The organism is Arthrobacter sp. Z5-13, assembly GCF_056499105.1.
The window spans coordinates 491,898-505,451 of sequence record NZ_CP096460.1 but is presented as its reverse complement, the minus strand read 5'-3'; the positions used below and the strand labels follow the sequence as shown (position 1 = coordinate 505,451).

The 13,554-nt window shown below is 63.3% G+C and carries 11 protein-coding genes; 10 read left to right on the top strand and 1 reads right to left on the bottom strand.

Features of this window, described 5'->3' with window-relative positions:
• Window positions 1–49: 49 nt before the first annotated feature.
• From M1E02_RS02335 to M1E02_RS02315, 5 genes are all read left to right on the top strand, one after another.
• The gene (locus M1E02_RS02335; RefSeq protein ID WP_479376561.1) at window positions 50–1,039 is read left to right on the top strand and encodes a sensor histidine kinase; all 990 of its coding nucleotides are present in this window, start codon (window positions 50–52) and stop codon (window positions 1,037–1,039) included.
• Window positions 1,036–1,725 (top strand): response regulator, encoded by a 690-nt coding sequence (locus M1E02_RS02330; RefSeq protein ID WP_479376560.1) that lies wholly within the window; start codon window positions 1,036–1,038, stop codon window positions 1,723–1,725. The genes M1E02_RS02335 and M1E02_RS02330 overlap by 4 nt, the downstream gene beginning before the upstream one ends.
• A 188-nt stretch (window positions 1,726–1,913) precedes the next feature.
• A complete protein-coding gene (locus M1E02_RS02325; RefSeq protein ID WP_479376559.1) occupies window positions 1,914–2,975 on the top strand; it encodes an ABC transporter substrate-binding protein in 1,062 nt (353 codons plus the stop codon).
• 70 nt (window positions 2,976–3,045) lie between these two features.
• Entirely contained in the window at window positions 3,046–4,791 is a 1,746-nt protein-coding gene (locus M1E02_RS02320; RefSeq protein ID WP_479376558.1) for an ABC transporter permease, read from the top strand.
• A gap of 35 nt (window positions 4,792–4,826) precedes the next feature.
• Window positions 4,827–5,987, top strand: coding sequence for an ABC transporter ATP-binding protein (locus tag M1E02_RS02315; RefSeq protein WP_479376557.1), 1,161 nt, complete (start codon window positions 4,827–4,829; stop codon window positions 5,985–5,987).
• A gap of 89 nt (window positions 5,988–6,076) precedes the next feature.
• Here M1E02_RS02315 and M1E02_RS02310 read toward each other — a convergent pair whose 3' ends face one another.
• The gene (locus tag M1E02_RS02310; protein WP_479376556.1) at window positions 6,077–7,987 is read right to left on the bottom strand and encodes a DEAD/DEAH box helicase; all 1,911 of its coding nucleotides are present in this window, start codon (window positions 7,985–7,987) and stop codon (window positions 6,077–6,079) included.
• A gap of 438 nt (window positions 7,988–8,425) precedes the next feature.
• Here M1E02_RS02310 and M1E02_RS02305 point away from each other — a divergent pair, with 438 nt between their 5' ends.
• The 5 genes from M1E02_RS02305 to M1E02_RS02285 all read left to right on the top strand — a co-directional run bounded on the left by M1E02_RS02305 (window position 8,426) and on the right by M1E02_RS02285 (window position 13,436).
• A complete protein-coding gene (locus tag M1E02_RS02305) occupies window positions 8,426–8,773 on the top strand; it encodes a molybdopterin oxidoreductase (RefSeq protein ID WP_247046550.1) in 348 nt (115 codons plus the stop codon).
• On the top strand, window positions 8,773–11,286 hold the full coding sequence (gene nirB / locus M1E02_RS02300) for a nitrite reductase large subunit NirB (RefSeq protein ID WP_479376555.1): 2,514 nt from the start codon (window positions 8,773–8,775) through the stop codon (window positions 11,284–11,286). The genes M1E02_RS02305 and nirB overlap by 1 nt, the downstream gene beginning before the upstream one ends.
• Window positions 11,283–11,627 (top strand): Rieske (2Fe-2S) protein, encoded by a 345-nt coding sequence (locus M1E02_RS02295; RefSeq protein ID WP_479376554.1) that lies wholly within the window; start codon window positions 11,283–11,285, stop codon window positions 11,625–11,627. Before nirB ends, M1E02_RS02295 begins: the two co-directional genes overlap by 4 nt.
• A gap of 88 nt (window positions 11,628–11,715) precedes the next feature.
• On the top strand, window positions 11,716–12,072 hold the full coding sequence (locus M1E02_RS02290) for a PadR family transcriptional regulator (RefSeq protein ID WP_479376553.1): 357 nt from the start codon (window positions 11,716–11,718) through the stop codon (window positions 12,070–12,072).
• Entirely contained in the window at window positions 12,069–13,436 is a 1,368-nt protein-coding gene (locus M1E02_RS02285) for a hypothetical protein (RefSeq protein WP_479376552.1), read from the top strand. The genes M1E02_RS02290 and M1E02_RS02285 overlap by 4 nt, the downstream gene beginning before the upstream one ends.
• Window positions 13,437–13,554 lie beyond the last annotated feature (118 nt).

The following is a 13,554-nucleotide window of genomic DNA, read 5'->3' as shown; positions in this document are numbered from 1 at the left end:
TTCGCCAAGACTCTGATGTTGGGGTTGTTCTCCTCGTTACAGTTGTTCGGTGAATACATTGTGGTACTTCGTGGGGGCAAGCGGCCTGGCGGCGTTGATTCCCGTATGGAGAACCTCATTGCTGCGTCCCTACAAGTTTGGTGCGAGCGGGCTGATCCTGGCCTGGTCGGGCGCCCTGATCCTTGCCGGGCTTGCAGGCGACTCTTCTGGTGATGAAGCCACCGTCATCCTTGCAGCCGTTGCAGCAGCTACGGGTCTCTGGCTGTTCCTGCTTGCCAGATCGTGGCTGGCTGACAGGGCAGACATCCAACGGCTCCGCGCCACAGCCCAACGCAACGCGGACCAGATCTCCGTGGTCAGCCACGAGATCCGGACTCCGTTGGCTCTGATGAAGGGCGCGTCCGATTTATTGGCCGAGGGGACGCCAGGGCCCCTGACGCCGAGCCAGGAACGCTTCATCAGGACCATAAGCAGCAACTGCCACTCCGTGATCAGCTTGGCGGAGGACCTGCTCATCCAAGCCCGGATCGATGCCGGCATGTTTGAATTGCACCTTCAGCGAGTGAATTTCAGGTCCCTGGCCACCAAGGTCATCTCCGAGCTGCGCCTCCTCCACACGTTGGCAATAGCGCTGGACTGCCCGGGGGCACCGCCGCGGGCCTGGGCAGACGCCGAACTTATGCGCCAGGCGCTGACGAACCTGATCAACAACGCGGTGATCCACGCCCACGACGCAACCCTGGTAACAGTCCGGATCATCAACACCGACCAGCAGATCCTCGTCTCAGTCAGCGACGACGGTGCAGGCATGTCGCCCGCCGAGCGCCAGCAGCTTTTCGAGCGCTTTTCCAGCGGGAAGCCCTTGCGCGACGGCACAGGCCTCGGCCTGGTCATCACCAGGCAGATCGTCCAGATGCATGGCGGTGGAGTGTTTGTTGACTCAACCCCCCAGCGCGGCACCACCATGATGTTCAGCCTGCCGAACGGTGAGAACCACCCGGCAGGCCCCGCAGCAGTACGGCTGGAGGTTTCCCCTTGAGTGCCCCTCTTCTGACGGCACTGGTGGTCGACGACGAACCCCAGATGCTGGACATCGTCACCTTTGCGCTGGAGACCCAGGGCTTCACCACAGTGACGGCCAGGGATGCGGAAACCGGCTGGAACCTCTTCAGGGAAAAAGCTTTGGACCTCTTGGTCCTCGACGTTATGTTGCCGCATTCCTCTGGCTTGGCTCTCTGCCGCCGTATCCGCGAGGTCAGCGAGGTGCCGATTATCCTGCTGACGGCACGGGGCGAGAGCTCTGACAGGGTCTCGGGACTGGAATCCGGCGCCGACGACTACGTTACTAAACCGTTCCATCCCCGGGAGCTGGCCCTGCGCGCCGAGGCAATTGTCCGCAGGACACGGCCCCGAGCCGCTGAAGCGGTGATCCACCACGGCCCGCTGCGGCTGGAAGCTGACAGGGCCAGCGTTCACGGCCGCTACCTGAACCTGTCCTCCACGGAACTGAGGTTGTTAACCAGGCTCGTCCAAAACAGCGGACGCACCGTCCCCTTCGACGAGCTGCTCCTCGCTGGCTGGCGGCAGACCGAAGGTCCAGGCGGGCGCCAAATGTTGAAGACCGCCATCTACCGGCTGCGGCACCGGCTCGCGGCCGAAGGCTACCTTCGTTCCATCAAGGCCGTCCGCGGCGACGGCTATCAGCTGATCCCCTTCAATGAATGAGTCATGCCACAACCTGCCCTTGTGGCGGGAAAATCTGAAGGTCACACAGCTGTGACCATGTGTGACCGTCACGACACTCCAAGGCCCCATGACGCTGCCTAAGGTTTTGACATCGACACGGAAGGAACCGCTTAGCGGTCAGCTCCGACGTCGTGAAGCAACGTTGCTTCACCTACGAAAGGTATGACATGAAGCGCAAAATCGCGCTCTCCTTCGCCGTCGCGGCCTCTGCGTCGCTGGCCCTTACGGGCTGCGTCGTGGACACCAGCCCCAAGGCTGCGGCAGCGGGTGGCGAGCTCAGCGGAAACCTGACTGTCGCGTGCGGCGCGATGGAAGACTGGTGCCAGGCCATGACCGAGGCCTTCACCGAAAAGACAGGCGTCAAGACAAGCTTCGTGCGGCTCTCCTCAGGGGAGACTGTAGCCAGGCTAAACGCCGGCAAGGACTCGCCGGAATTCGACGTATGGCACGGCGGCCCTGCCGACGGTTACGGTGCGGCCAAGAAGGCGGGCCTGCTGGAGCAGTACGAGTCCCCGAATGCCGGCGTAATTCCAGGCAAGTACAAGGACGCCGAGGGTTACTGGGCAGGCGTTTATGTAGGAGCACTTGGATTTTGCTCCAACAAGGCCGGCCTGGAAAGGCTGGGGGTCGGTGTCCCCACCTCCTGGAACGACATCCTGGACAGCAAACTCAAAGGCCAGGTTTCCACAGCCCACCCGTCCACCTCAGGGACAGCGTTCACCACACTCTGGACCCAGGTCACGCTGAACAACGGAAACGAGGATGCCGGGCTCGACTACATGCGCAAGATGCACAACAACGTCCTGCAGTATTCCAAGAGCGGGACGGCGCCTGGCCAGACAGCGGGACGCGGCGAGGTCGCCGTCGGACTGGTGTTCTCCCATGACTGCGTCAAGTACAAGGAAGCCGGTATGACGGACCTGCAGGTGTCCTTTCCCAAGGAAGGCACAGGGTATGAAGTGGGCGGTGTCGGTGTGGTGAAAAACTCGAAGAACCCGGCCGCAGCAAAGGCTTATGTGGACTGGGCGCTGACAGCCGAGGCGCAGGACCTGGGCCCGACAGTGGGCTCGTACCAGATTCTTACCAACCCCGACGCCAAGCACGACGACCGGATGGTGGACCTCGACGAGGTCAAGCTGGTGGACTACGACTTCACTCTGGCCGCGGCCGAGAAGTCGAAGCTCACCAAGCGGTTTGACGCGGAGATCGCGCCACAGCCCAAGGAGTAGAAACTCCCACCATCCGATCCATCAAGGCGGGCGGCCCGTGCACCCCGGGCCGCCCGAGCCAGGAGCTCCCATGAGTATTGACACCCTGCAGCCGGCAACAGCGCCGGCCGCTCCTCCCCCTCTTCCCGCCAAACGGGCGGGCGCGAAATTCAGCAAGCTCGACACCGTCACCAAGGTAGTTATCGGCCTTGTGGTAGGCATTCTCCTTCTCCTGATCGGCTATCCGCTGGTCCGGATCCTCACACAGTCCTTCAGCCCGGAAGGCCGGGACACCCTCGGCCAGATCCTCACCTCCGCCACCAACCGCGGCGTCCTGCTCAACACGGTGGTCCTGGGCCTTGTAGTCGGCGCCGTCGGCACGGGCATCGGGTTCGCTTTTGCGTATGCGCAGGCCCGGCTGGACTTCCGTGGAAAGCGCATCCTGCACCTGATCGCGCTCCTACCGATCGTCTCGCCACCGTTCGCCGTGGCGACCGCCGTCATCAGCCTCTTCGGGCGAAGCGGCCTGATCAGCAACAAGCTGCTCGGCCTGGACTACAACATCTATGGCCTGACCGGGCTGACGGTGGTGCTGGGCCTGTCGTTCTTTCCTGTGGCGTACATGAACCTGCTCGGGATGCTGCGCAGCCTGGATCCGGCGATGGATGAGGCAGCGTCAAACCTCGGCGCGAGCAAATGGAAAATTTTCCGCAGCGTGACCATCCCCATGCTGATCCCAGGCTTTGCCAGCTGCTTCCTGCTGCTGTTCGTCGAGGCGATCGCTGACCTTGCCAACCCCTTGGTGATTGGCGGCGACTTCACTGTCCTTTCGACCCGCGCCTACATCGCCATCACCGGCGAATACAACGTGGCTGGTGGTGCAGCGTACTCGCTGGTGCTCCTGCTGCCAGGGCTGCTCGTCTTCCTTGTTCAGCGCTACTGGGCCGAGCGCAAGAGTGTGGTGTCCGTTACCGGCAAACCGTCGGGCAGGGTGAACCTGATTTCTTCCCCTCTGGGACGCATTCCCCTCCTCAGCGTCGTGCTTCTGATTGCAGCCCTCATCGTGACCATCTACGTCACGGTCTTTGTAGGGGCTTTCACAAAGATCCTGGGCGTCAACAACAGCTTTACCCTGGCGAACTATCAGTACGTCCTGGCTGGAATCGGTTCTGACGCTATGTTCACCACCACCATCCTCGCGTTGATCGCCACGCCCATTGCCGGAGTTCTGGGCATGATCCTCGCCTGGCTGATTGTCCGTAAGGTCAAGCGCGGCCGTGGTGTGCTGGATTTTATGGGCATGCTGGGGCTTGCCGTCCCCGGAACAGTGCTGGGCATCGGATACGCCTTGGCCTTCAACAAGCCACTGATTATCGGGAACATCCAGCTCTTGCCAGCCCTGGCAGGGGGTGGAGCGATCTTTGGCGGCGCCATGGCAATCGTTATGGTGTACGTGATCCGTTCCATGCCCTCCGGGCAGCGCTCCGGCGTCGCGGCGTTGCAACAGATTGATCCGGCGATCGATGAGGCCTCCACGTCGCTCGGTGCATCGGGCATCACGACGTTCCGCACCATCACGCTTCCGCTGATCAGGCCGGCGCTGCTGTCCGGGCTGACCTACGCATTCGCCCGGGCCATGACCACGCTCTCCCCCATCATTTTCATCACAACTCCCCAGACCAAAATCATGACTTCGCAGATCCTCTCCGAAGTAGACGCTGGGCGCTTCGGCAACGCTTTCGCCTATTGCACCATCCTGATCGTCGTCGTGCTTTCGGTGATCGGTCTGATGAATCTCCTGGTCCGGGACCCCCGCCCCAAGACCCGCACCCGCTGAACCGGCTGCTTCCAACACACTTCCACGAGGACACCATGGCCAATACAACACTTGAAATGACGTCCGGCCCGGATACCAACAATGCCGAGGCCGGCTCGCTCCAACTGACCGGAATCAGCAAGTCTTACGGCGATGGCACTGCCGCACCCGCCGTCGACGACATCAACCTGCAGATCAGGTCCGGGGAGTTCCTTACCCTGCTTGGCCCTTCAGGATGCGGCAAAACGACTACGCTGCGGATGATTGCCGGGTTCGAAAACCCGACGGCCGGTGAGCTCACACTGGACGGCGAGGACATGACCGGCTTGACGCCGGATAAACGTCCAATGGCCATGGTGTTCCAGTCCTATGCCCTCTTCCCGCACATGTCCGTGTACGACAACGTGTCCTATGGCTTGAAACTCCTGAAGATGGGCAAGAAACAGATCGAACAGGAGGTCAACTTCGCCCTGACATCGATGAGTCTTTTGGCCTTTGCAGACCGGTCCCCCAACCAGCTTTCGGGTGGTCAGCAACAGCGGGTGGCTCTGGCCAGGGCGCTGGTGATGAAGCCCAAGGTCCTGCTCTTCGATGAACCCCTCTCCAACCTGGACGCCAAGCTGCGGGTCCAGATGCGTACCGAGATCCGCCGGCTCCAGCAGAAGCTCGGAATCACCAGTGTTTACGTCACCCATGACCAGGACGAGGCAATGAGTCTCTCGGACCGGATCGTGGTCATGCGGCACGGGAAAATCGAGCAACTCGCATCGCCGGAGGAGGTCTACCGGCGGCCGGCCTCGGTCTTCGTGGCGGATTTCATCGGACAAGCGAACTTCCTTGACGTCGCCAGTTTCACTGTGCACGGTACGGGCGCGACAACCACGGCACGGGTCAGCGTGCTCGGCGTGGACCAGATTGTTCCGGCCCATTCGGGCATCACCCCGGATTCTGCTGTTGTGCTGCTGGTCCGGCCCGAGTCCGTTTCAGTGCGAAAACTCCCGGGCGAGGGCCTGGAAGTTGTTGGCCGGACCGGGCGAATCCTCAGTTCAGTTTTCTATGGGGCATGGATTGAGTACGACGTGGAAACAGAAGCCGGCAACATGACCGCCATGGTTTACGATCCGCTTCCTGGCGACATTATGCCGGCCGGAACCTTCGTTTCAGTCGCCTTCGAAGCCGAGCGTTCATGGCTGCTCCCGGCCGAGGTCTCCCACTAGCGTTTGCGCTACGCAAAAGGACGGCCGCACCCTGGATCCAGGGTGCGGCCGTCCTTTTCTGTCGCGGTAATTCTTAAGGCCGGAAGACCTTAGCGGCCGCGGCGTTCGTTCGATGCCGGAGCCGAGGCGCGACGGGGGCCGCTGCGCGCAGGACGGCCTGAGCCGCCGTTGCCGCCGGACTTCGAGCCGCCGTTGCCGCCACCCGAGTAGGATCCACCCGAGGTGCCACCGGTGTTCGAGGACCAGACAGCAGCGTTTCCGCCTGACTTAGCGCCAGCTGAAGCGCCGGCAGCGGCACGCTGGCCGCCAGCCGAAGCGCCGGTGCGGGCACCGCTGGCTGCGGCACGCTGGCCGGTTGCCGGGCGTCCGCCACGCTGGCCACCTGTTGCACCGGAGCGGGCTGCGCCGCCGCGGGTATCAGTAGCACGTCCGTCCGATCCGCGGCCAGCCGCTGCACGGCCACCTGCCGCGGGAACATCGTTGCGGTGTGAGTTGTACGAGGAAGTCCGGGTGCGGGCGCTGCGACGTGCTGCGCGCTCGGCGTCCAGGCGGTCCTCGTTACGCTCGGTGACGCGCTCTGCAGCATTGCGGGCCGCAGCCTGGCCTTCGTAGGCCACTGCACGACGCTCGGCACGCGGGAGATCGGTGCGGGGCGCTTCAGCTGAAACGCGTCCGCGCCCGCCACGGCCGCCACGGCCACCGGCGGTTGGAGAACCCTGGGTGGAGCGGCGGGCGCGCTTGCGCTCCGCGTTTGCACCTGTGGAGGTGCCGCCGCCCTGCTGCTGCGCCTTGGCAGCAAGGAGAGCTGCGCGGGTGCGGGGATCGATCTTGTCGGCCATTTCGCCCACCAGTTCAGCAACCAGCGGTGAGTTGGCGGTGACGCGCTCAAAGCTAACTTCGACGCCGGCAGCCTTCATCAGCTTTTTGACGTCCGACTGCTGCTCGGGCAGGGTCAGCGTGACTACGGTTCCGTCGGATCCCGCGCGGGCCGTACGCCCTGAACGGTGCAGGTACGCCTTGTGCTCGGTGGGCGGGTCAACGTGGATAACCAGTTCGACGTCGTCCACGTGGACACCGCGGGCGGCGACGTCGGTGGCCACCAGGACGCGGACGTCACCGTTGGAGAACTCGGCGAGGTTGCGGTCACGGGCATTCTGCGAAAGGTTGCCGTGAAGATCGACGGCGGGGATGCCGGCGTCGGTCAAGGTCTTGGCAAGCTTGCGGGCATGGTGCTTGGTGCGCATGAAGAGCACACGGCGGCCGGATCCCGAGGCGAGCTCAACGATCAGCTGCTTCTTGACGGTCTGGTCGTTGACCACCAGCACGTGGTGCTCCATGGTGGTCACGGCGGCCTGGGGATCGTCAACGGAGTGCGTCAGCGGGTTGGACAGGTAACGCTGGACGATTTTGTCCACACCGTTATCCAGAGTGGCCGAGAACAGCAGGCGCTGGCCCTGGCTCGGGGTCATGTCCATGAGCTTCTTCACGACAGGCAGGAAGCCGAGGTCGGCCATGTGGTCGGCCTCGTCCAGCACGGTGATCTCGACGGCTTCGAGGGTCAGGATGCGTTGGCGGATCAGGTCCTCGAGGCGGCCCGGGCAGGCGATGACGATGTCGACGCCAGCGCGGAGTGCCTTCTCCTGGCGGGCCTGGGAGATGCCGCCGTAGATCACGGTGGTGTTCAGCCCGGCAGCCTTGGCAAGCGGCTCGATGGTTGCGTTGATCTGGGTGGCCAGTTCACGGGTAGGTGCAAGGACCAGGCCCATGGGGCGACCGGGCTTGCGGAAGTGCTTTGCTTCCCGCTCAGCGAGTCTTGCTACAAGCGGGATGGCGAAGGCAATGGTCTTACCCGAGCCCGTGCGGCCGCGGCCCAGGACGTCGCGTCCGGCCAGCGTGTCCGGGAGGGTCTTGACCTGGATGGGGAACGGTTCCACGATCCCCTGGGCTGTCAGGGTATCGGCAAGTGCTTTGGGCGTGCCGAGGGCAGCGAAAGTAGTCATGTGTTTCAAGGTCTTTCAGGCGGTATCCATGCGGATATCGGCCCCCGACGCCGGTTGGCTCAGGGGTTCGCCGAAGAAAAGTCAGGTGATCAACCAGGCTGCTGCCGTAGTGCAAGGCGGAAGTCGGGACCAAATAGAACGCGTTCATCGACGCAGGATGTGCCTCTCACATGAAAAAACCCACTCCCTGCCGGATAAATCCTTTGGGGAACCGGTTGATGAACCGGTTCAAAAGTGGGCATCACTGCACATCAAGTTCCACCAGCTTAGCATCCGGCTGGACCTGTTACTGACCGCCACCGCTCACGGGCAGGACGGAGGACTGTGGTGAGAAAGGTGTTATGCGGAAATTACACAGCCCGCAGCAGGCTGTAACACGGCGAGCGCAGGATGGCCCTATGCCGGGATAAGTGCACCACTTGCCGAAAGGGTCTGCCCATGATTCTGAAGAACCTCTTCCTCCAAGGCATCTTCCCCTTTGTGGGAGCCGGGCTGGATAAACCCGTCCCCATCCACAGCCAGCTCTCCCACTTCGTTCCGGACGGCGTCATCAACCAGATTCTCTACTTCCGCGGCGGCAACTCCTCTCCGGAGCTGATCACCGTGGCGCTCATGAGGGACGGCATCCCGCTGCGGTACTTCCCGATCGGAGCGAAAGGTGATGTCCATGTACCCCTGCGCGTTGTGGAGGACATCGACGGCGGTTCGCTGATTGAGTTGAGGCTGCTGGCGGACACGGGAGTCACCGGTTCAGTGGTGGTGGACCTGGGAATGGTGGAGCACTGATGACCGCCACGGTCAGCAGGGCCGCGAGGCCAAGCACCAAGGACTCCCGCCGCCGGCTGGTGGTGATCGGCAACGGCATGGCGGGAGCCCGTGCTGTGGAGGAAATCCTGGCGCGCGGCGGTGGTGCCCAGCACAGGATCACCATGTTCGGCGACGAACCCTACGGCAACTACAACCGCATCATGCTCAGTCACGTCCTTTCCGGTGACGAGGATGCCGGCGACATCTTCCTCAACTCCCTGGCCTGGTACCAGGAAAACAACATCACCCTTCATGCAGGAATCCGGGTGGAGCGGATCGACCGCTTCGCCAAGCTGGTATTTTCCGACGACGGCAGGGCCACTCCCTACGACGTCCTGATCATTGCCACGGGCAGCCGCTCGTTCATGCCCGCAGTGGACGGCCTGTACACCGCGGGCGGGCTCCTGCGTCCTGGGATCTTCGCGTTCCGCACCATCGACGACACACAGAACATGGTGGCGTACGCCCAACAGGATCATCATCACCGGGCGGTGGTAATCGGCGGTGGCCTCCTGGGGCTGGAAGCCGCGCGCGGTCTGCAAAGCCACGGTATCGACGTCGAAGTGGTCCACTCGGGCGGGCACCTGCTGAATACGCAAATGGGGCCGGACGGCGGCGCCGTCCTGCGGCGCAGCGTGGAGGCTCTGGGAATCAAGGTGCACACCAGCAGCCGGACGACGGCAATCCTGGGAACGGACAAGGTTGAGGGAGTCCAGCTCCGGGACAAACCGGACATTGAGTGCGACATGGTGGTGGTTGCTGCGGGGATCCGGCCGAACGTCGACGTCGCTGTCACCAGCGGGCTGCCAGTAGAGCGCGCAATTGTTGTCGATGACCACATGCGGGTACCGGACGAGGATGAGATCTACGCCGTGGGTGAGTGCGTCCAGCACCGCGGCGAAGTGTACGGGCTGGTGGCACCCGTGTGGGAGCAGGCCGCCGTCCTGGCAGACCATGTAACGGGGGCTGACCCGTCGTCGGCCTATCTTGGTTCCCGGACCGCCACCAAACTCAAGGTCGCCGGCGTCGACGTCGCCTCCATGGGGCTCCAGGCGCCGGAACGTGACACCGACGAGCACGTTGTTTTCTCGGAGCCCAGCCGCGGTGTTTTCAAATCGATAGTGATCCGGGACAGCAAGATTGTGGGCGCAACGCTGCTCGGTGACAGCCGCAAGGTGGCTTACCTGACGCAGGCGTTCGACCGTGGCCTGCCACTGCCGGAGGAGCGGGTCTCCCTGCTCTTCGATATTGGCGGACCGGGCGAGGAAGAGGGCGTGGCTGAGCTGGATCCGGACGCTCAGGTCTGCAACTGCAACGGCATCAGCAAAAAAGCGATCGTGGAAACCGTGCAGGGCGGCTGCAACACCGTTGCAGGGGTTATGGATGCCACGCGGGCCGGGAAGGGCTGCGGCTCGTGCAAGCTGCTGGTGCGCCAGGTTGTGGAATGGGCCGCCGACGGCGCCGTGGCAGAGGATCCCGCTGCCAGCTACTATGTGCCGGGCGTGCCGCTCGAGAAGGCCGCGCTGATGGAGGCCATCCGGCAGCAGGGACTCCGCTCCGTCTCCGCGGTTTTTGCTGCACTGGCTCCGGACGGTGTGGAAGACGCGAAGTCGAAGATGGGCCTCGCCTCGCTGCTGAAGATGATGTGGGCGGACCAGTACATCGACGAGCGTGATGCCCGGTTCATCAACGACCGCGTCCACGCCAACATCCAGCGCGACGGCACCTTCTCGGTGGTGCCCCAGATGAAAGGCGGGGTAACGACGCCGGACCAGCTCCGCCGGATTGCCGACGTCGCGGACAAGTACAGCGTGCCCATGGTGAAGCTGACCGGTGGGCAGCGGATCGACCTCCTGGGGATCCGGAAAGAGGACCTCCCGAAAGTCTGGGCTGACCTGGACATGCCCTCCGGTTACGCGTACGGCAAGAGCTTCAGGACGGTGAAGACGTGCGTGGGGCAGGACTTCTGCCGTTACGGCACCGGCGATTCAACCAAGCTCGGTATCGAGATCGAATCCAGGTTCCAGGGCATTGAATCCCCCGCGAAACTGAAACTGGCAGTCTCCGGTTGTCCCCGGAACTGCGCCGAGTCCTTGGTCAAGGACGTGGGGGTGGTAGCGGTCGACGGCGGCCGCTGGGAAATCTATATCGGCGGCGCTGCGGGCGCTCACATCCGCAAGGGGGATCTGCTGGCCACAGTGGACAGTCCTGAGACCGTGAAGCTTTTGACCGGGCGTTTTATGCAGTACTACCGCGAGCGCGCCAACTGGCTCGAACGGACGTACTCCTTTGTGCCCCGGGTGGGCATCGACCACCTTCGCTCAGTGATTGTTGATGACTCTGAAGGGCTGGGGGCTCACCTGGACGCGGCGATGCAGGCGTCCATCGACAACTACGTTGACCCCTGGACTGAACGCGGCGATCCGTTCACTCCCGGACAGTTCCGCACCTCGCTTCCGCTTGCGGTCCTCCCCCAGGTGCCGGTCCGATGAGCGCCGATGCCATGACTTCCGGTGCGGCAAGCGCGGGGCTGCACAGGCTGGGACCACTTGAGCAGGTGCCGGTTGGGGAAGGCCGGTCCTTCGGCGTCAACAGCCAGCAAATTGCGGTGTTCCGTCTGCGGGACGGTTCTCTCCGGGCTGTCGCTGCCGTCTGCCCGCATCGGGGCGGCCCGATCGCTGACGGGACCATCGACCAGCGGGAGGTCCTGTGTCCCCTCCACCAGCATGCGTTTGAACTGGACACGGGCTGTTCGAGCACCGGCGCCCCGCCGCTGCAGACCTACCCGGTTTTTGTGGACGCGGACCACAACATCGTGCTGCAACTGGGCTGACGGATCGCCCCGGCACGTTCTGTAAGACCGGCAGGGACTGGGAAATCTTACCTTGTCCCAATATACCCATTACGGGTATATTACCGACATGAGCGAAGTTGCCTTTTGGATTCTGACGGCGCTGGCGGGGGGACGCCGCCACGGATACGCCATCCTGCTGGACGTCGAGCAACTGACGGCGGCCGCGGTCTCGTTGCGGGTCACCACCCTTTACGCCACCCTGGAGCGTCTGGAACGGGACGGGTACGTACGCCGGGCAGGTGAAGAAACGGTCGACGGACGCGCGCGCCGTTATTACGAACTCACAGACGACGGGCGTGAAGCACTGGCCTCGGAAGCGGAAAGGCTCGCTGCCAGGCTTCGTGCTGTGGAAAACCGGCTGGCAGCCCGGCCTGCTAACAGCCGTCCTGCTGCAGCAACAATGTCTTGGGGGTTTGCGCAATGAGCGTTGACCGACGGCGCCGGTATGCCCGGCTGTTGCGCTGGTATCCGCGGTCCTGGCGGGAGGACAACAGCAGGATCGTGCTCGACAGTCTCGAACAGCATGCCAGCGACCAGGGCATTACGCGCCCGTCCATTCCGGAAGCCTGGTCTCTTCGGGCTCACGGACTGGGCGAGAGGGCAACACCTGGGTGGGCCCCAGGTTTCGCCGGTGCAGCTTTGACCGCCTTCCTGGGTGCCACGGCACTCTTGTTCAGCAGCGTGGGCATGCTCCCTGGGGCGGGCGTTGTCAAGCTACTGCTGGCGGTTTTCATCGGACCATTTGCCTTTGCCCTCGCGGTCGTCGTACTTCTCCATCAGGCCGGGAGGCTTTCCGCCCCGGCTGCATTGTCCTCCGCGGCCACCGCCCTCCCGGCATGCGCTTTCGCGGCGCTGACTGCAGCCAGCTGGGCTCTCGGTTTCGAGGAGGCCGATGCCGGTGCCGGGCGCAGCTGGTTTGGATCCTCGACGTTGGTATTTCTCATCCTTGCCTGGAGTGCCGGCACGATCGCTCTCGTTCCACCGATCAGCTCGATGCTGGGGAAACATGGTGCCTTGCCCCTCCGCCTGGTGCAAAGCAGTGTCCTGGCAGCACCCGTCGCGCTGGCCCTCGGTGCCGTTACAGTGGCGGCACCGATGCTCGGGACACTTGGTGCCGCCGTCCTGCTCGTCGTGGCGCTGCGGCACAGCAGCAGTGTCAAACGACCGGCAGGAATGCATCAGACTGTTCGGGCAGCTGCGCAGCCGTCCCCGCCGACACGGGCGCTGTTGTTGAACCGGTGGACGGGTGCTGCAGCCTATGCAGCGGCGCTAGTGACCTTGATAGCCGGAGTTTGTTGCGCAGTGTTTGCCCTGACCGGCAGCGATTGGGCACCGATGATCAACGATTCCACCCATGCCATGAACCTCGGTTTGGCTGGCGGCGCACTGGCCGCCATCCCTGTGTCCCTCGCAGCCGGGATGGTCCTTACGCCGCGGTTTGGCAGCGCCATGCGCTGGTCTGCCCTCCTCTGTTGTCTAAGTTTGATCGTGGTTGCAATCGCGCAGCTTCTCGGGGCTGGGCATCCCACGCAGTGGCCACTGATCCTTGCTGCGGCAACACTGATGGGCTTCGCGCTGGCGCTGCCTTTCGAACGACTCGTCCCCGGAGCCCGCCTGCTGCGCGTTAGCGTGACGGCGGTGCTCGGTCTGGCCGGCGCCATTGTCGGACTGAATCTGGTGATGATGGCTGCCTTCATTGCACCTCTTGCAGCCGCGGCCCTCCTCGTGTGGCTAGTGATCCGCACGTCCGGTCGGCGAAGACCAATTCCGCAACCGGTCAGGCAATAAGGCTGATGGACGCACGAAAACCAACTCTGGAACGGCATCATGTTCCGAATAGTGAACTCTCTCAGCAACTACTACCAAGCTTTACTGTGAAGTGACGTCCCCCGTTTATCCTCCCGTC